Below are 17,907 nucleotides of genomic sequence, written 5' to 3'. Positions count from 1 at the left end.
TCCAACCTGGGGTTCAGAAGGGAGGAGTCCTGCGGTACTACCTGGCATGGGTCCTGTCGCAGCGCTTCAACAGGACTCGTCCTGTTGTTGTCAGGCCCGACACCGGTCGGGCCGCGTTCGGCAGCCGCCGAGCGTTGGGATCGACAACGAAAGGAAAATGCAGGTGAACCGCAAGAAGGCCCGCAAGGCTCGTCGTCGGCGGGGCGCAGCAAAGCGCCCGGACCGGCCGCGGCGGACGACCCGGGCGCTCCTGCTGCTGATGCTGCGGGTCTCGTTGTGGTGGCTCGTCACTTGGTTCGACGACCACAGCTGATCCCCTTCGGGGGCGGGTTGAAGTGGCAGCTTCGGCCCGCCCCATCCCAGCCGACGCACCGCCAGGGCGCATCGTGCACGTGTAGCTACGGACAGTTGATCCGCAATCGCAATGCGCGGTCAGACTATCGGAATCCGGTCTCGCACGACACGGCGATCGGCAAAAATAGTACGTGTGTCCGGCTACAAAAACTGCCGAGTTGCGCTGAAGCTGACCGGAGCGTTCCGCATTGCGAATTTCGATGGAAGCTCGCCGGAATCCCGGAAGAATCAGCGCACGGGGTGGGCGGCGAGGACGGCGCCTACCTGGTCGGCTACCGCTGGGTCGAGCATCGGGTAGCGGCCGCCGGCGACGAAACGTTCGGACAGTTCGAACGTGACCACCTCGCCTTCGGCGAGCAGTTGGCCCGCCGCCATCGGGTCGACCGCGACGTTGTCCGGGTGCGTGATGGTGATGTTCCCGAACGTCGCCGCCAGGTACGGGCTGGCGAACTGGGTGAACGAGTCGCCGACCATCCGCACCGGCTGGGCGATCATGCCGGACTTCGGCTGCGACTCCAGGTGCAGCGGCTGGTGGAAGTCGCTGGGCTTGAACTGCGTGTTGTCCTCGGCCCCGCCGTCGGGCGCCAGCGAGTACGCCTGGATCGGCACGGTCCGGTCCTGCCCGAGGAGGTCCGGGATGTCGGCGCTGTGCGGGTACTGGCGGGACGGCCGGACCTTCCAGCTGCTCGTCACGCCCGGCTGCAGGCGCTCGGCGAGCTGGTACGTCATGGTGATGCCGCCCTCGTGGGTCCAGTGCGTGTCGATGTCGTGGTAGATCGGCCGCTGGTTGCGCGCCGCGACCTCGCGCAGCTGGGCGCGCAGGTCGACCGTGCCGGTCGCGGCCGGCACCCGGCGCCAGAACTCCTCGCGGGCCTTCGTCGAGCAGTCCTTCCCGGCGTAGTCGTCCGGCATGTTATCCGGGTACTCGGTGGACTTGTCAGGGGCGATGACCAGCTGGAACTTCCGGCCCGACGCCTCCACCACGGACCGCCAGCGGCGCAGTCCGGCGATCACCTGGTCCGTGCTCCGCTTCGGCACGCACCGGTAGGACACGTCGTGGCCGAGGTACAGCCAGCCGTTCTTGCCCTCGATGACGGCGGGGAACACGTTCTCGTCGATCGGCGGCTTTTCGTCGACCTGCCCGGCGCCGACCGGAGAGGTGTGCGAACCGCCGGCCAGCCGGGCGGGCTCGCCGAACACTCCGCGGCTGAGCGCGTCGACCGACTGCACCGCACCCTTCCGGAACGGCAGGTTCTCGGTGGCCCAGGCGTTCAGCCCGGTGAAGAACCCCCAACCGTCGGTGATGCTGGGGAAAGCGGCCTGCGGGCGGTTCTCCAACTGTTCGGCGCGCGCCCCGAAGATCCAGGTCGCCACCGGCGCGGTGAAGAACAGCATGGCGCAAACGAGCGCGGCCAGCTGACGCCTGCCGTGCCGGGGCCGGTGCAGCGGATGCTCCCGCGGCAACCACGCCTCATGGACCGGGGGAAGATCGGAGTGCTCCTGCCGCGACACGGAACCCACGTTAACCGGGCACGCAGCGCGACCGGCCCAGAACTCGCGGATCTCCCACACAGCGGCCCGTAACAGCGCGGACGCTACCGCCGCGCCCGCTCGCGTTCCTCGACGCTTTCCCAATCCTGCAGGCACCCGGCCTCGGAATGCGCTCGGATTCGCGCCGATCCACCTCGGCGCGGCGATCACCGCCGCGCAGGACGACCAACCCGAAGCACTCACGAGCTCCTACACCGTTCGGGTCCTGCATCAGGGCCAGGACCGCGCCGACCGGGTCCTTGATCACCTCCCAGGAGAGCGGATCCGCAAGGACATTCCGATCACCGTGGAGGAATCGCCTTGCTTCACAAGATCGCGCCGTCTTGCGCTCGGGACTGCCCGGTCGCGGCTGGCCGGCCAGCATTGCCCCTCGGACCGGTACCGCATGGTCGGCGAGCACCTGCCAAGCGCCAAGGTTCGTTCGGGCAGTGCGACCGGCGGGTGTGTGATCGGGTGCCGGGATGACCCTTTTGCGGGTCCCACGATGGCGTGTTACTCCTGACCTGCAACAACTCGTAGCAGCGTCTGGGGAAGGCATCCGGTGATGCATGAACATCCTTATGCGGCAACGCTTTCCGCGATCAGGTCACTCCACGTCCAGTGGTCCGCGGAAGCAGAACTGACTTCGGATCCAGCGCATGCCGCTGTGCTATACCGTCGCCTGCTCGAACTTGCCGACACCGTATCCCGGCTGGTCGTCTACGAACGGTTCCACCTCGAACAAGTGCGCACCACGAACCCCCCGCAACAACTTGTTTTGATCACTGGCACGAAGCCACGAGCAGACAACCCCGTACGCGGCGAAACAGGTTCGGTGCCGGCCGGATTGGCAAGGTGATCACTTCGGCGACGTGCCCAGCACCGTTGTTCGACGGCTCGCCCAAGTGCGAGTCAGGTCGCCCGTGGTCCATATCTACATCTCGGTGGCTCCTGCGGGACCGCATGCGATCCGCTCGCGCCCGGCCCGCAGTTTATTCCGGTTCGGCCGCCACTGATCAGCGCCCCGGTCCGGGATCCTCCCCGGCCCGGGGCGCTCTTGGGGTTCAGACGGCCTAATGACTGCCAGGCACCCGCGAAATAGGCCGTCGTAGCAACAAAAATACCTGTTCAGGTCGCGATCTTCGTCAGAACTGGTAGTACAGGAAAGGGCTGAAGGAGCCGGTGGCGACGAGGAGGCCCGCGTAGCCGAGGCCGAGGGTCAGGACTCCGATCCGGAGGACGTATGCCTGCGGGGTTCGGATCGCTTCCAGGAAAGGGCCGGTGCCCGAGTTCGCCGGGAGCGCCACGACCACCAGCGCCAGCAGCAGGAACACGAGGCGCTGGTTCGTCACCGATGCCGACACGATGTCCGTCAGGCCCGCGAAATCCGGCACCAGCATGTGGCCCAGCATCACGAACGCGCTGCCCAGGTCCGGCGACCGGAAGAACACCCAGCCGACCACCACCAGCAGCAGCGTCAGCGCGCGGCGTCCGAGGCGGGCCCGGATGCCGCTCGGCGCGTGCGACCAGCCGAATGCGCGCTCGACCACCAGCAGCGCGCCGTGGAACAACCCCCATACCAGGTACGTCCACGCCGCGCCGTGCCAGAAACCGGTCAGCACGAAGATGATCGCCAGGTTCCGGTAGGTGCACGCGGTGCCCCGGCGGTTGCCGCCCAGCGGGATGTAGACGTAGTCCCGGAACCAGCGCGACAGCGACATGTGCCAGCGCCGCCAGAACTCCGTGATCGTCACCGAGGAGTAGGGCCGGGCGAAGTTCTCCGGCAGCCGGAACCCGAGCATCCGGCCCAGCCCGATCGCCATGTCCGAGTAGCCGGAGAAGTCGAAGTAGAGCTGCATCGCGTAGCCAATCGCACCAAGCCAGGCGATCACGAAGGTCATGTCCTCGTTCGGGGTGGCGAAGCAGGCGTCCACCATCGGCGCCAGCGTGTCGGCGATGACGACCTTCTTCGTCAGGCCCCACGCGAACCGGGGGAAGCCCGCAGCGATGTCGTCGAGCCGGTGGGTGCGCCACTGCGGCAGCTGGTCGGCGATCTCCCGGTAACGCACGATCGGACCGGCCACCAGCTGCGGGAACATCGCGATGTAGGTGACGAACGAGACCGGGTCGCGCAGCGGCGGGCGCTGTCCGCGGTAGGTGTCCACCACGTAGGAGATGTGGTGGAAAGTGTAGAAGGAGATCCCGATCGGCAGCGCCAGATGCAGCACCGGGAAGTCGTTGCCGAACCACTGGCTCAGCACCGCCAGCTGCGCGGTGGCGAACCCGGCGTACTTCCACACCGCCAGGATCGTCAGGTTGAACGCGACGGTCCCGATCAGCAGCCACTTCCGCCGGTTCCGCTCGATTCCCCGCTCCTCGGGTTCCAGGTGCCGCCCGGCGAAGTAGTTCACCACGATGCCGGCGAGCAACAGCAGCGTGGTCCCGCCCGCGCCGCTGGCGTAGAACAGCAGGCTGGCGACGGCGATCACGGCGTTGCGTCCGCTGCGGGGTGCGATCAGCACGGCCGCGAGCACGGCTGGCAGGAAGTACCAGAGGAACAGCGGACTTGCGAACGACATCGGGGGCCTCGGGGTGCGGGAGGCCCGCGCCTCCCCTTTTGAGCGGGGTTCAGCTTTCTTGCTCGTCGGACTCTAGCCGAGCCCCGAACGTCACCGGCCCGGAATGCGACGGGTCCAAATCCCGGACAGCCGGTGCCGCGATCACCTAACCTGGGGTTCATGAACGCTCCGCCGCCGCCCGGTTGGTACCCGGACCAGGCAGATCAGCGTTATGTGCGCTGGTGGGACGGCAGGCAGTGGACCCAGCACGTCCAGCCCGCCCGGCGGCCTGCTCAGCAGCACCCGCAGCAATACGCCCCGCAGTACCCGGCAGCGCAGCACAACGACGCGTCGGCCATCGAGCTCGCGATGGGCGGCACCGGCGACGCCGCGGCCGTCCAGCACCAGGTGCAGCAGCGGGCGGCGTCGCCAGGCGCGGTCGCAGGCGGCGGTGGCACGCTGTTCACGGAGCCGGTTCTGGTGATCAACCAGCGAGCGAAGCTGATCGAGGTGGCGAACGAGTACGCTGTCTACGACCAGCACGGGCGACAGCTCGGTTCAGTCATGCAGGTCGGCCAGAGCGGCGCGCAGAAGGCGCTGCGGATGCTCACCAAGCTCGACTCGCTGATGACCGTGACGCTGGAGATCCGCGACAGCACCGGCCGCCCCGTCCTGGTGCTGACCCGCCCGGCGACCATGTGGAAGGGCACGGTCCACGTGCAGCGCCCGGACCAGTCGCCGGTCGGGGACATCAAGCTGACGAACTTCTGGGGCAAGGCCCGGTTCGACTTCGAGGTCAACGGGCAGCGCATCGGCGGCCTGCACGCCGAGAACCTGCGCGCCTGGGACATCAAGGTGCTCGACCACGCCGACGCGGAGATCGGGCGGATCACCAAGACCTGGCAGGGCCTGGCGAAGGCGGCGTTCACCACGGCGGACAACTACGTCCTGCAGATCCACCGGCCGCTGGCGGACCCGTTGCTGAGCATGGTCGTCGCATCAGCCCTGACGGTCGACACGATCCTCAGCCAGAACCAGCGGTAACCGCGATTTCCATGGAAATCGACGGTTCGATTTCCATGGAAATCGCGGTTTGGTGAGGCCTGGTGGTCAGGACCGGCGGCGGCGGGCGACCTCGGCGAGGACCACGCCCGCAGCGACCGATGCGTTTAGCGACTCCACGCCGCCCGCCATCGGGATCGAGACCGTCTGGTCACAGGTCTCCCGGACCAGCCGCGACAACCCGCGCCCTTCCGAGCCGACGACGACCACCAGCGGCTCCGTAGCCAACTCCAGTTCGTCCGAGGTGATGTCGGCGTCGGCGTCCAGACCGATGACCATCAGCCCGGCGTCCTTGAGGTCCTTCAACGTCCGGGTGAGGTTGACGGCCTTGGCCACCGGCAGCTTCGCGGCCGTGCCCGCGCTGGTGCGCCAGGCGACCGCCGTGATCCCGGCGCTGCGCCGCTGCGGCACGATCACGCCGTGTGCGCCGAACGCCGCCGCGGACCGGATCACCGCGCCCAGGTTGCGCGGGTCGGTCACGCCGTCGAGCGCGACGATCAGCGGCGGCATCCCGGAATCGCTGGCCGCCGTCAGCACGTCCTCCGGGTGCGCGTAGCTGAACTGCGGCACTTGCAGCGCAAGTCCTTGGTGCAGCGCGTTGTTCGTCATCCGGTCGAGCTCGATGCGCGGCACGTCGACCACGGAGATCCCGCGCGACTTCGCCTCCCGCACCGCCTCGGTGACCCGGTCGTCGATGTCGATGCCCTGCGCCACGTACAGCCCGGTCGCCGGCACGCCGGCCCGGATGCACTCCACCACCGGGTTGCGCCCGGCAACCAGTTCCGGCTGCGCGTCCTGCTGTGCCCGGCGCTTCGCGCGCTGCTGCTCCGTCTTGCTCCGCGTATCGGCGCGCTTCTTCGCGGGGTGGCTGACCCGGTCCTCCGCCTTCGGCGTCGGGCCCTTGCCGCGCAGCCCCCGACGGCGCTGCCCGCCGGATCCGACGACCATGCCCTTCTTGTTGCTCTTGCGCATGCCGCCGCGGCGTTTGTCGTTGCCGGCCACGTGTTACCCGTCTTTCAATGTCCACATCGGACCGTCGGGGGTGTCCTCGACGGCAATTCCGCTGTCCTGCAACCGATCGCGCAGCAGGTCGGCGGTGGCGAAGTCCCGCTCCTTGCGCGCCTGCTGGCGTTGTTCCAGGAGGGCCTCGACCAGGTCGGACAACGCGCGGTGCGCGGCGTCGTCCGCGCCGGAGTCGTCGGCCCACTGCTCGGACAGCGGGTCCAACCCGAGCACGTCGGTCATGGCCCGCACCGACGCTGCCGCGTCCCGGGCCGCCTCGTCGTCGCCGCGGTCCAGGGCGGCGTTGCCTTCCCTGGTCGCGTTGTGCACCGCCGCGATCGCCTGCGGCGTCGACAGGTCGTCGTCCATCGCCGCGGTGAACTCCGCTGCCAGCGCGCCGTGCTCGACGCTGCCAGCGCGCTGGCCGACACGGCGGACGAACGACTCGATGCGGTGGTACGCGGCGACCGCTTCGGCCAGCCCCGCCTCGGAGAACTCGATCGTGGACCGGTAGTGCGGGGTGACCAGGTAGTAGCGCAGCTCGGCCGCGCGGGCGCGCCCGAGCACGGCCGGGATGGACAGGGTGTTGCCGAGCGACTTCGACATCTTCTCGCCGCTCATGGTCACCCAGGCGTTGTGCATCCAGTACTGCGCGAAGCCGTCCCCGGCCGCGTTCGACTGCGCCAGCTCGTTCTCGTGGTGCGGGAACACCAGGTCCAGGCCGCCGCCGTGGATGTCGAACTCGCTGCCGAGGTAGAAGGTGGCCATCGCCGAGCACTCCAGGTGCCAGCCCGGCCGGCCGCAGCCCCACGGCGTCGGCCAGCTCGGCTCGCCCGGCTTGGCGCCCTTCCACAGCGTGAAGTCGCGCGGGTCGCGCTTGCCGCTGGCCAGGGTCTCGCCCTGCTGCACCTCTTCGAGGCGCTGCCCGGAGAGCTTGCCGTAGTGGTCGGCGTAGGAGGCCACCGAGAAGTAGACGTCGCCACCAGCCGCGTAGGCGTGCCCCTTGTCGATCAGCCGCTGAATCAGGCCGACCATCTGCGTGACGTGCCCGGTCGCGCGCGGCAGCACCGACGGCGGCTGGCAGCCGAGCTGGTCGTAGGCCCGCTCGAAAGCGCGCTCGTGCGTCGCGGCCCACTCCCACCACGGGCGACCGGCCGCGGCCGCCTTGGTGAGGATCTTGTCGTCGATGTCGGTGACGTTGCGGACCAGGAGCACGTCGTGGCCGCTGTGCTGCAGCCAGCGGCGCAGCACGTCGAAGTTCAGGCCGCTGCGGACGTGTCCGACGTGGGGAATGCCCTGCACGGTGGCACCACAGACGTAGATCGACGCTACTCCGTCGCAGCGCGGGTGGAATTCGCGCGTCGTGCGGGTCGCGGTGTCATGCAGGTGCAGGCTCACGCCCCTGATGGTACGGGGGCAGGTCGATGCCCAATCACGACAGGGCCTGGCTCGTCAAGGGGTAATGATCGTCAGCGCAGCACGTCGCGGACAGCGGTCAGCAGTCCGTCCGGCCGCTCTGTGGTGGACACCGGGTCGACGATCGCGACCCGGCATCCGACCGCGGCCGCGCCGCCGTCGGCCTCCTCGCTGTCGCCGACCATCAACGCCTCGCCGGGTGCGACGTCGAGCCGCTCGCAGGCCCGCAGGAAGATCTTCGAGTCCGGCTTGATCACGCCTTCGAGGTACGAGAGCAGGAATTCATCGACGTACCGGGTGACACCGATCCGCTCGAAAGCGGGGCGGATGTCAAACGCGATGTTGCTGATCACGCCGATCTTGATGCCCGCCTCGTGCAGCCCGCGCAGCACGTCCGTGGCGTCCGGGTACGGCGTCCAGAAGTCGGTGTCGATCAGCCGCTCGTAGAGGCCCTCGGCCTGCCCATCGAGCACGCCGGAACTGCGCAGCACCTCCAGGTAAACCTTGCGGTGCAGGGCGGGGTCCAGGTCGCGGTTCTCCCAGGCGTCCTGGAACTCGGGGCCGAGCTGCACGACCTGGCCGACCGGTGCGGTCATCCGGCGCATGACCTCGGCCTGCGCCGCGAGGTCGAAGGGGGTGCCGTCGGCGTCGGCGAGGTCGGAGAACCAGGACTCGTCCTCCTCCAGCCGGAAGAGCGTGCCGGAGAAGTCGAAGAGCACCGCGCGCAGAGTCACGAGGTCCACGGTAAGTGGGCTGAACCGGGCCGAGCACCGACATGCGTCCAAGCTCACGACACCGCCCGCCCCGGCCCGTTGGTTCGCAGTTCCAATTTCAGGGCGGTGGGGTAGTCGAGGTAGCCGGCTTGGGCTTTGCGGGTGAGGTAGGTGACCGTGGCGGCGGCGTTTTTGCGTTGGGTCGGAGTCGGGTCGCCTCGTGTGCCGGTGGTGGTGTTTGCGGTTACGTTTCTCCTCTTTGGACAGGCGAGTGCCCAGTTTCCTGACCGATTCGGCGGCTTTCTTACGGGTGGCCTCGCGTAGTGCTTCGGGATGCATGACGATGCCCTTGCCGTCAGGGCCGCCGTCGACGGAGAGCACCAGCACATCCCCGCTGGCCCCGGCCGGGGACCGCCGGGTTTCGTAGAAGGCCTCGACATCAGCCGCAGCCAAAGCGGCCAGCCGCTGGAGTTGGCGTTTGCCCAATGCTTGGCCAGTGGCGCGACTGATCGCGGCCCGGGCATCGCCGAAGCAGCCGCGGGCGGCCTCGAGGGCGGCCAGCCGCCGCAGCCCGTGCGAGTGCTTCTCGGCCGGCAGGTTCAGCACGCCGTCCGCGGGATGGACAGTGGACTCACCCGGCGCCGGTAGGCCAGCCGGGTCACGGTCACCTCCCCGAACACCGTGGCCAGACCACGCCGGCGACCCGCTCCAGGAGAGTGCGCTGGATGCCCTCGGGGCCGGTCACGCCACCGGGAACCGGGTGCTCACGCACCGCACGAAGATCAAGATGGTCCTGCAGCAGCCGGCGCATTAACTTCCGGGACCGCTCGGTCAGCGGCTCTTCCAGCTCGCCATGCGTGATGCCACGGTCAACGGCGCCGAGCTCCGTGATGATCGACCCGAACACCGCCCGAGAGGATTCGAACGCTCCGGCGACATCGTGGTTCGCGTACCTGCCACAGGGCTCCTTCTTTGCGTTGATGGACGTCAGACACCCACAACGTAGCCAGAAGGAGCCCTTTCATGATCACCACCCGCCGAACCCCCGACCACAGCTCCCCGCAAAAGAGCCACACCCATTTCAATTCAAACTGCGAACCACGAGGTCTCCAGCGCAGTTTCAATTGAAACTGCGCTGGGGACCGCAGCGTGGGGTTTGGTGGTTGCGCATCGGGACGATGATGCCCGCGATGCAGATCGCGGCGCTCGCCCACAACAGGACCACGGCTGCCGCCAGCCCGAGGTCGTCTCCCCCGGACCACAACACGAACGACATCGGCCACGCCAGCACCGGCTGCACTACGAGCAGCCGACGCACCCACCGGTTCCGCTCGATCTCCATGTGTCGAGCATGGCGCGCACCGCCCCTGGCATTCCAGACCGCGAGCCCTGAGTTTTCCCCGACTCCGCCTACCCGTTACACCCCGGTACCTGTCCGTTGCTCCAGATGCCACTGATCAGCGCCCGTGAGTGCTTTTCGGTGCTGCAGCGCCGGAAGACGCTCACGGCCTCAGGCCGTCGGGACGACCAGGGCGGTGGCGACGGCGGCGACGCCTTCGCCGCGGCCCGTGAGACCCAGGCCGTCGGAGGTCGTGCCGGACACCGATACCGGAGCGCCTATCGCCTCCGAGAGCACCTGCTGCGCTTCCTCGCGGCGCTTGCCGATGCGCGGCGCATTGCCGATCACCTGCACGGTCGCGTTGCCGATCCGAAAACCCGCCGCAGCGACCCGGTCTCGCACCTCGACCAGGAAGTCCACCCCACGGGCACCCGCCCAGCGTTCGTCATCGGTGCCGAACACCGCGCCAAGATCGCCGAGCCCAGCCGCCGACAGCAGCGCGTCGCACAGCGCATGCGCCGCGACGTCGCCGTCGGAATGCCCGGCGCAGCCGTCCACGTCCGGCCACAGCAGACCCGCGATCCAGCAGTCGCGCCCAGCTTCGATGGGGTGGACGTCGACGCCTTGACCAACCCGGGGCAGCAGTTCGGTCACTGGAGTTCTCCGGTGTTCGCAACATCCGCATCCGAAGTCACGCCGGCCACGGCCAGCACCGACTCCGCGATGGCCAGATCGAAGGCGGTGGTGATCTTCAATGCGTGCGGGTGCCCGTCGACGGTGTGCACCTTGCCCCCGACCCGCTCCACGAGCCCGGCGTCGTCGGTGGCCACATCACCGGCCGCGGCGTAGGCCTCCCGCAGCACATCGATGGCGAAGCCCTGCGGGGTCTGCACCGCCCGCAGCCGCGAGCGGTCCACGGTCGAAACGACGTCACGTGCGTCGTCGACCTGCTTAATCGTGTCTGCGACCGGCAGGACCGGGATCACCGCGGGAGCGCCCTGCTCGACCGCGGCCACGACGTCCCGGATCACCGAAGCTGGGGTGAAGGCCCGCGCCGCGTCGTGCACCAGCACCACCCGCGCGTCCGGGGCCACCCGCTCGACCGCGTCCAGCGCGCGCCGCACGGAGTCGGTCCGCTCCGCTCCCCCCGGGACCACGTGCGCGGAGGGCAGCGCGGCCAATTCTGCTGCCACTACCTCGACCTGATCGGCCGGTGCAGCGACCACGACGTGCTGCACGCGGCCCGAGGCCAGCAGGCCACGGACCGCGCGCAACAACAACGATTCACCGTTAACCGGGACCAGCGCCTTCGGCATCCCGGCACCCAAGCGCACCCCGCGACCCGCCGCGGGGACCAGCGCGACTACGCTCACGCTCGTCTATTCCCGATGATCACACTGCGGCGGCGAGGACTTCGTCCAACAGGGTCTCCGCTTTGCCTTCGTCGGTACCCTCGGCCAATGCCAGCTCGCTGACCAGGATCTGCCGTGCTTTCGCCAACATCCGCTTCTCGCCTGCGGACAGGCCACGATCCTTCTCGCGTCGCCAGAGGTCGCGCACCACTTCAGCCACCTTGTTCACATCGCCGGAGGCGAGCTTCTCCAGGTTGGCCTTGTACCGCCGAGACCAGTTCGTGGGCTCTTCGGTGTGCGGGGCCCGCAGCACGTCGAAGACCCGATCGAGTCCCTCCTGACCGACAACGTCCCGGACACCGACGATCTCGGCGTTGTCCGCAGGAACGCGCACGGTCAAATCGCCCTGCGCAACCTTGAGGACGAGGTACTGCTTTTCCTCGCCCTTGATCACACGAGTCTCGATTGCTTCGATGAGCGCGGCACCGTGATGCGGGTAGACGACGGTCTCTCCGACCTTGAAAACCATGTGTCCTCTGCCCCTTTCGCTATGCCCACTTTAACACGTGGGGCAACTGGGCCTCGACCACCTCACCATCCGTAATCGCAGGTCAGGCCGTGGACAGGGGTTGACAACAACGCCCCGGACGTGCAAGGACGCACATTTCGGCCCACTGAAACCGTCCACTATGGACACTTCGATGGGGGTGTCTTGGCGGCGCTCAGTGACCCCGAAATAGGTAGTTCGGCTAGCCCCTGGAACGCCCCGTGCAGGCGGGGATTAAGCTTCCCCCGGTTGTCCGGCAATCAGGAAGGACGCTGCAACCGTGAGCCGCCCTCAGCATCTCAAGGCCGTCCGCCTGCGGTTGATCACGGCCGCTATCGGGCTCGGCGCCGTCGTCGCCCTCGCTGGGTGCAGTGCCGGTCAGGTGACCGAGACCGACACCCAGGTCGCCGCAGTAAATGGTGGCAGCGGCGATCTCAAGCAGATCACGATCCGCAACGCCACGTTCACCTTCCCGACCTCCGACGCCCGCTACCCGGCCGGTTCCTCCGCGCCGATCCAGCTGGTGCTTATCAACGAGGGCCCGGACGACAAGCTGGTCCAGGTCACCAGCCCATACGCCGCGTCGGCCACCCTCGGCGGCGTCACCGACGTGCCGAGCAGGACCGCGCTGCACGCCGTCGGCCAGTCCTCGGTGGTCCAGCAGGGCGAGACGTCCGCGGACCGCGAGGTGCAGATCACGCTGAACGGCTTCAAGCAGGACATCACGCCGGGCGTGACGGTCCCGGTGACCTTCGTCTTCGAGAAGGCCGGTTCGGTCACCGTGCAGGTCCCGATCGGCTCCGACCACACGCCGCGCCCCGAGCACGGCAGCCCGCTGCCGGGCGCCGAGCAGGGCGGCGGTCACTGACCGGGGCTTCACCGGCATCAGCCCTTCGGGTCCGCTCAATTTCGATGGAAATCGAAGGTCCGTTTTCCATTCAACCTGCGCTGGCCACGGGACCTTTCCGTCGCTTGATCCACTCGAAGGTGGGGAATCCGGCGTGGTCGCCGCAATGCCGGTGATCGGGCCTGTCGTCGAGGGCGGATAGCCTCGCGGCGTGCCCCCGAAGAATGCCCGCGCCGCCCGCCCCGCATACCGCTGCGCCGACTGCGGCCACGAGGTCGCCAAGTGGGTCGGCCGCTGCCCGAGCTGCCAGGCGTGGGGCACCATCGACGAGATGGCCGCGGCCCGCCCGGTGCTGACGAAGGTCGCGGCGGGCGCACCCGCCACCCCGGCCCGCCCCATCGCCGAGGTCGACCTCGACTCCGCCCGCGCCGTGTCCACCGGCATCGCGGAGCTGGACCGGGTGCTGGGCGGTGGCATCGTGCCGGGCGCGGTCGTGCTGCTGGCCGGCGAGCCAGGTGTGGGCAAGTCCACACTGCTGCTGGAGGTCGCGCACCGCTGGGCCGCGGGTGCCTCACCTGGCCCGTCGCTCTACGTCACCGGCGAGGAATCCGCAGGTCAGGTGCGCCTTCGCGCGGAGCGCACCAACTCGGTGCACTCGGAGCTCTTCCTCGGCGCCGAGAGCAACCTCTCCGCCGTGCTCGGGCACGTCGACGCGGTGAAACCGGGCCTGCTGATCGTCGACTCGGTGCAGACCGTGCAGTCGCCCGAGGCCGACGGCAGCCCCGGCGGCGTCACGCAGGTCCGCGCGGTGACCACCGCGCTGGTGGCGCTCGCCAAGGAGCGCGGCCTGCCGGTGGTGCTGGTGGGGCATGTCACGAAGGACGGCGCGGTGGCCGGTCCGCGCGTGCTGGAGCACCTGGTCGACGTCGTGCTGCACTTCGAGGGCGACCGGCACTCGGCGCTGCGGATGCTGCGCGGCGTAAAAAACCGGTTCGGACCCGCCGACGAGGTCGGCTGCTTCGAGCAGCGCGACGACGGCATCGCCGAGGTCCCGGACCCCTCCGGGCTGTTCATCAACCGCCAGGAGACGCAGGTCGACGGCACCGCGGTGACCGTGATGGTGGAGGGCAAGCGCCCGCTGCTGGTCGAGGTCCAGTCGCTGGTGATGAAAACCCAGATGGCCATGCCGCGGCGCTCGGTCAGCGGCCTGGACTCGGCGCGGGTGTCGATGATGCTCGCGGTGCTGGGCAAGCACGGCCAGGTGCACACCGGCGACTGCGACGTGTTCGCCGCGACGGTCGGCGGCACGAAGGTGTACGAGCCCGCCGCGGACCTCGCGATCGCGCTGGCCATCGCTTCGTCAAAGAAGGGCAAGGCGCTCCCGTCGAACCTGATCGCGGTCGGTGAGGTGGGGCTGGCCGGGGAGATCCGGCGGGTCAGCGGCGTCGGGCGGCGGCTGGCGGAAGCGGCCAGACTCGGCTTCGATCGGGCACTGGTTCCACCGGACGCGGGCCCGCTGCCCAATGGCGTGCGCGCCACGGTGGTGTCGAACCTCAGCGAGGCGCTCACGATCGTGAGGTGCAAATGAGCAACGAGCAGCTGCGCGGCACGCTCGCCCGGCTGGCTCCCGGAACCGCGCTGCGAGACGGGCTGGAGCGCATCCTGCGCGGGCGCACCGGCGGCCTGATCGTGCTCGGTTACGACCCGGCGGTCGAGGCGCTCTGCGACGGCGGGTTCCATCTGGACATCGAGTTCAGCGCCACCCGGCTGCGCGAACTGTCCAAGATGGACGGCGCGGTGGTGCTGTCCACGGACGCCAAGCGGATCATGCGGGCGAACGTGCACCTGGTGCCCGATGCAAGCACCCCCACCGAGGAGTCCGGCACCCGGCACCGCACGGCGGAGCGCACCGCTATCCAGACCGGCTACCCGGTGGTGTCGGTCAGCCAGTCGATGAGCATCATCAGCACCTACACGCAGGGCCACCGGCACGTGCTGATCGGCTCGCCGGAGATCCTTTCCCGCGCGAACCAGGCGCTGGCGACCCTGGAGCGCTACACCGCGCGGCTGGCCGAGGTCGCGCAGACGCTGTCGGCGCTGGAGATCGAAGACTACGTGACGTTGCGCGACGCGATGACCGTCGTGCAGCGGATGGAGATGGTGCGGCGGATTGCCGACGAGATCGAGGGCGACGTCGTCGAGTTGGGCAAGGACGGTCGACTCATCGAGCTGCAGCTGGACGAGCTGGTCGGCTCCTCGCGCCAGGCGCGCGACCGCCGGGGCCACGCCCGCGACGGCATCGACCTGGACCGGGAGCTGATCGTGCAGGAGTACCTGCCGACCAGCGGCGCGATGCCGACCTCGGAGCAGGTCGAGACGGCGCTGCGCAAGCTCGACGGCACGGAGCTGCTGGACCTGACCGCGATCGCCGGCGCATTCGGCTACCCGGATACGCCGGAGGCGCTAGATCAGCACCTGGCCCCACGTGGCTACCGGCTGCTCGCCAGGGTGCCGCGGCTGCCCGCGACCGTCCGCCGACAGCTGGTGGAGCACTTCGGCTCGCTGCAACGGCTGCTCGCGGCGACGGTGGACGAGCTGCGCGCGGTGGAGTCGATCGGCGACACGCGCGCGAGCCAGGTCCGGGAAGGCCTCTCCCGGCTCGCCGAATCATCCATAGTGGACCGATTCCCCTAGAGCCGCTGTGGTCTCTCCGATTTCGCCCGGGCTCTGTGCTCTGCCGGTCAGGGTGCGGCGGTCAGGCGGAACGGGGTGGGCGAGCTGTTGAGCGCCGCGACCCTGGCCACCACCTGGTAGTCGCCCGCCGATGCGCGCCCCGGCTCGTCCCGGCAGTCCGCCGTGGACATCTGGCCGGACCACTGGACTTCGTTGCGCACCGACTGCCCCGGCTGCAGCACTGGCTGCTCGTTGGTCGATTCCGAGTAGCAGTCGTTGCTGGACCACACGTGCTTGCCGCCCGGGGTCGACACGGTCAGCTCGCGCAGCATCCGGTTGATGTCCCGCACGCACGCCCGGTCGCCCGCGTTGGTCACCACGATGCTCATGCCGACCCGCTCGCCCACCTTGAACTCCGGGCGGGCCACCTCGGCGACGACGCGCATCGACTCGTCCGCGCACGGCGGCGCGTCGGCCGCCACCGCGACCGGCGGACCCGGCGGCGGCGCCTGGGCCGCCTGGGGCTCCGAAGCGCCGCCGATCAAGGCGATCGCGCCCCAGCCGATGAGGACCGCTGCGAGTACGGCCGCACCAATCGCCACCGCGCGGCGACGCCAGTACACCGCGGGCGGAAGCGGCCCGGTCGGATCAAGCACGGCACGACAGTAACTCGATGACTACTCCGAACAGCGCTACAAGTGATCACCCAATTGGGCGTATTGCATTCGATCATGCCTACAGCACTCGATTCCGCGACCCGCCGCCGACCGATCCCGGGCTTCGCACCTGAGCGCGCGGTTTCACGGTGCCGACGGGGACTGCGATTTCTCCCGAAACCGCGCCTCCCGCAGCGCGCGAAGGGCATTTTCGCAGGTAGCTAAGGCCGTTTCGGGTTCCAGTCGACTGGAACTTCGTGCGGCGGTGGGGTGGCGCCAGGTGACGGGCTCGGACGTGATTCCGCGAGGGTTCGGGGACCTGGCAGGATCGGTCGTGCCATGAAATCCACCGCCGCGAATCCCACCGTCCCGCCCTTGGACCCGGTCGACTTGATCGATTGGTTCGCCGCGACCGCCCGACCGCTGCCGTGGCGCGCGCCCGGCACGACGGGTTGGGGCGTGCTGGTCAGCGAGGCGATGCTGCAACAGACCCCGGTCAACCGGGTCCAGCCGATCTGGGAGGAGTGGATGCGCCGCTGGCCGCGTCCCTCCGACCTCGCCGCCGAGCCGCAGGGCGAGGTGCTGCGCGCCTGGGGGAAGCTCGGCTACCCACGCCGGGCGCTGCGGCTGCACGAGGCGGCCGCGACCATCGCCGCCGAGCACGGCGATGTCGTCCCGTCCGACGTCGACACCCTGCTGGCGCTGCCGGGCATCGGCGCCTACACCGCCCGGGCCGTGGCGGCCTTCGCCTACGGCAAGCGGGCGCCGGTGGTCGACACGAACGTCCGGCGGGTGGTAGCGCGCGCCGTGCACGGCGCCGGTGATGCCGGTCCGCCGTCGACCAAGCGCGATCTCGACGATGTCGACGTCCTGCTCCCGGCCGACGACGCCAGCGCCGCGAAGCTGTCGGCGGCGTTGATGGAGCTCGGCCAGGTGGTGTGCACCGTGCGGTCGCCGCGGTGCGAGGCCTGCCCGATCGCGCACGACTGCGCGTGGCAGCACGCGGGCCGACCGGCCTACGCCGGGCCGCCGAAGAAGGTGCAGAGGTTCGCCGGCACCGATCGCCAGGTGCGCGGCAAACTGCTGGACGTACTGCGCGGTTCGACCGGCCCGGTGCTGCGCGAACAGCTGGACGCGGTGTGGTCAGACGCCGGGCAACGGGACCGGTGCCTGGACTCCCTGCTGGTGGACGGGCTCGTCGAGCAGACCGACGACGGCCGCTTCGCGCTCCCCGGCGAGCACTGATGGCGCAGGCGTTGGTGTCATTCTTCGACGACGCGGCGGAATCGGAGATCCGGGCGTTGTGGCGCCGCTTGGACGACGCCGGGGTGCCCAACATCGCCACCCGATCCGACGGCAAGCACCGTCCGCACGTGATCTTCGCGGCGGCAGCCGGGATTCCCACCACCGCGCGCAAGGCGCTGCGCACCGAGTTGGAGCTGCTGTCCATTCCGGACCTCTGGCTGCACACCCTGGGAACGTTCCCCGGCGAGGACCGGGTCCTGCTGCTGGGAGCGGTCGTGGACACCGAGTTGCTTGCGGTTCACTCGGCGGTGCACGACGCGCTTGCCGGGCGAGTGCAGCACCCGTCCGCCTACTACTTCCCCGGCGCCTGGATCCCGCACTGCACTCTCGCCCAGGGCATCACCGACGACCAGCTGGCGGCGGGTTTCCGGGCCCTTCAGCCGCCGGAGCCGGTACGAGCGGGGATCAGCGAAATCGCCATCCTCGACACGCGAACCGGCGACACCGAAATCATCATCACCCGCTGATCCCGGGTTCCACGCAGCGCCGCTGCCGCGGACCGACACGCCGACGGTGCGGTTTTCCGACAGGAGCGACCCACCTGGCACGAGGC

Annotated in this window: 18 protein-coding genes; 7 read left to right on the top strand and 11 right to left on the bottom strand. The window is 69.2% G+C overall.

Going from position 1 to position 17,907, the window contains the following annotated elements; translation table 11 throughout:
* The first annotated feature begins 163 nt into the window (after positions 1–163).
* Positions 164–313 (top strand): hypothetical protein, encoded by a 150-nt coding sequence (locus tag ACWDKQ_RS06100; protein WP_450137648.1) that lies wholly within the window; start codon positions 164–166, stop codon positions 311–313.
* Between the two features lie 269 nt (positions 314–582).
* On the opposite strand, the gene ACWDKQ_RS06095 is transcribed toward ACWDKQ_RS06100, so the two are convergent.
* Together ACWDKQ_RS06095 and ACWDKQ_RS06090 are read right to left on the bottom strand one after the other, a co-directional pair.
* Positions 583–1,866 carry an alginate O-acetyltransferase AlgX-related protein gene (locus ACWDKQ_RS06095; protein ID WP_450137647.1) on the bottom strand — a complete coding sequence of 428 codons (1,284 nt, stop codon included), beginning with the start codon at positions 1,864–1,866 and terminating at the stop codon, positions 583–585.
* A 1,163-nt stretch (positions 1,867–3,029) separates the two neighbouring features.
* Positions 3,030–4,463: an MBOAT family O-acyltransferase gene (locus ACWDKQ_RS06090; RefSeq protein ID WP_450137646.1), complete on the bottom strand. Its 1,434-nt coding sequence runs from the start codon at positions 4,461–4,463 to the stop codon at positions 3,030–3,032.
* Positions 4,464–4,622: 159 nt separating this feature from the next.
* Here ACWDKQ_RS06090 and ACWDKQ_RS06085 point away from each other — a divergent pair, with 159 nt between their 5' ends.
* Positions 4,623–5,486: a phospholipid scramblase-related protein gene (locus ACWDKQ_RS06085; protein ID WP_450137645.1), complete on the top strand. Its 864-nt coding sequence runs from the start codon at positions 4,623–4,625 to the stop codon at positions 5,484–5,486.
* Positions 5,487–5,552: 66 nt separating this feature from the next.
* Here the strand turns inward: ACWDKQ_RS06085 and rlmB are convergent, their stop codons facing one another.
* The 8 genes from rlmB to ACWDKQ_RS06045 all read right to left on the bottom strand — a co-directional run bounded on the left by rlmB (position 5,553) and on the right by ACWDKQ_RS06045 (position 11,855).
* Positions 5,553–6,506 (bottom strand): 23S rRNA (guanosine(2251)-2'-O)-methyltransferase RlmB, encoded by a 954-nt coding sequence (gene rlmB, locus ACWDKQ_RS06080; RefSeq protein WP_450137644.1) that lies wholly within the window; start codon positions 6,504–6,506, stop codon positions 5,553–5,555.
* A gap of 3 nt (positions 6,507–6,509) precedes the next feature.
* Entirely contained in the window at positions 6,510–7,904 is a 1,395-nt protein-coding gene (cysS, locus tag ACWDKQ_RS06075) for a cysteine--tRNA ligase (protein ID WP_450137643.1), read from the bottom strand.
* 71 nt (positions 7,905–7,975) lie between these two features.
* Positions 7,976–8,656 (bottom strand): HAD family hydrolase, encoded by a 681-nt coding sequence (locus ACWDKQ_RS06070; RefSeq protein WP_450137666.1) that lies wholly within the window; start codon positions 8,654–8,656, stop codon positions 7,976–7,978.
* Positions 8,657–9,299: 643 nt separating this feature from the next.
* Complete coding sequence (locus tag ACWDKQ_RS06065; protein ID WP_450137642.1) at positions 9,300–9,542, bottom strand: hypothetical protein; 243 nt, start codon at positions 9,540–9,542, stop codon at positions 9,300–9,302.
* A gap of 213 nt (positions 9,543–9,755) precedes the next feature.
* Complete coding sequence (locus tag ACWDKQ_RS06060; RefSeq protein WP_450137641.1) at positions 9,756–9,977, bottom strand: hypothetical protein; 222 nt, start codon at positions 9,975–9,977, stop codon at positions 9,756–9,758.
* Between the two features lie 168 nt (positions 9,978–10,145).
* Complete coding sequence (gene ispF, locus ACWDKQ_RS06055; RefSeq protein ID WP_450137640.1) at positions 10,146–10,628, bottom strand: 2-C-methyl-D-erythritol 2,4-cyclodiphosphate synthase; 483 nt, start codon at positions 10,626–10,628, stop codon at positions 10,146–10,148.
* Positions 10,625–11,347: a 2-C-methyl-D-erythritol 4-phosphate cytidylyltransferase gene (gene ispD / locus ACWDKQ_RS06050; protein WP_450137639.1), complete on the bottom strand. Its 723-nt coding sequence runs from the start codon at positions 11,345–11,347 to the stop codon at positions 10,625–10,627. The genes ispF and ispD overlap by 4 nt, the downstream gene beginning before the upstream one ends.
* 19 nt (positions 11,348–11,366) lie before the next feature.
* The gene (locus tag ACWDKQ_RS06045) at positions 11,367–11,855 is read right to left on the bottom strand and encodes a CarD family transcriptional regulator (protein WP_132623361.1); all 489 of its coding nucleotides are present in this window, start codon (positions 11,853–11,855) and stop codon (positions 11,367–11,369) included.
* Positions 11,856–12,153: 298 nt separating this feature from the next.
* On the opposite strand from ACWDKQ_RS06045, the gene ACWDKQ_RS06040 reads away from it, so the two are divergent.
* The 3 genes from ACWDKQ_RS06040 to disA all read left to right on the top strand — a co-directional run bounded on the left by ACWDKQ_RS06040 (position 12,154) and on the right by disA (position 15,414).
* On the top strand, positions 12,154–12,741 hold the full coding sequence (locus ACWDKQ_RS06040; protein ID WP_450137638.1) for a copper chaperone PCu(A)C: 588 nt from the start codon (positions 12,154–12,156) through the stop codon (positions 12,739–12,741).
* A gap of 190 nt (positions 12,742–12,931) precedes the next feature.
* Positions 12,932–14,308, top strand: coding sequence for a DNA repair protein RadA (gene radA, locus ACWDKQ_RS06035; protein ID WP_450137637.1), 1,377 nt, complete (start codon positions 12,932–12,934; stop codon positions 14,306–14,308).
* Positions 14,305–15,414 carry a DNA integrity scanning diadenylate cyclase DisA gene (gene disA / locus ACWDKQ_RS06030; protein WP_450137636.1) on the top strand — a complete coding sequence of 370 codons (1,110 nt, stop codon included), beginning with the start codon at positions 14,305–14,307 and terminating at the stop codon, positions 15,412–15,414. Before radA ends, disA begins: the two co-directional genes overlap by 4 nt.
* A gap of 47 nt (positions 15,415–15,461) precedes the next feature.
* Here the strand turns inward: disA and ACWDKQ_RS06025 are convergent, their stop codons facing one another.
* Positions 15,462–16,049 (bottom strand): hypothetical protein, encoded by a 588-nt coding sequence (locus ACWDKQ_RS06025; protein WP_450137635.1) that lies wholly within the window; start codon positions 16,047–16,049, stop codon positions 15,462–15,464.
* A 339-nt stretch (positions 16,050–16,388) separates the two neighbouring features.
* Between ACWDKQ_RS06025 and ACWDKQ_RS06020 the strand changes: the two genes are divergently transcribed.
* Positions 16,389–17,294, top strand: coding sequence for an A/G-specific adenine glycosylase (locus ACWDKQ_RS06020; protein WP_450137634.1), 906 nt, complete (start codon positions 16,389–16,391; stop codon positions 17,292–17,294).
* Positions 17,294–17,821: a 2'-5' RNA ligase family protein gene (locus tag ACWDKQ_RS06015; protein ID WP_450137633.1), complete on the top strand. Its 528-nt coding sequence runs from the start codon at positions 17,294–17,296 to the stop codon at positions 17,819–17,821. The genes ACWDKQ_RS06020 and ACWDKQ_RS06015 overlap by 1 nt, the downstream gene beginning before the upstream one ends.
* The last annotated feature ends 86 nt before the right edge of the window (positions 17,822–17,907 follow it).

Source organism: Saccharopolyspora sp. NPDC000995, from assembly GCF_053599315.1.
The sequence above is the reverse complement of the archived record's forward strand: the minus strand, read 5'-3'. Positions and strand labels throughout refer to the sequence as shown.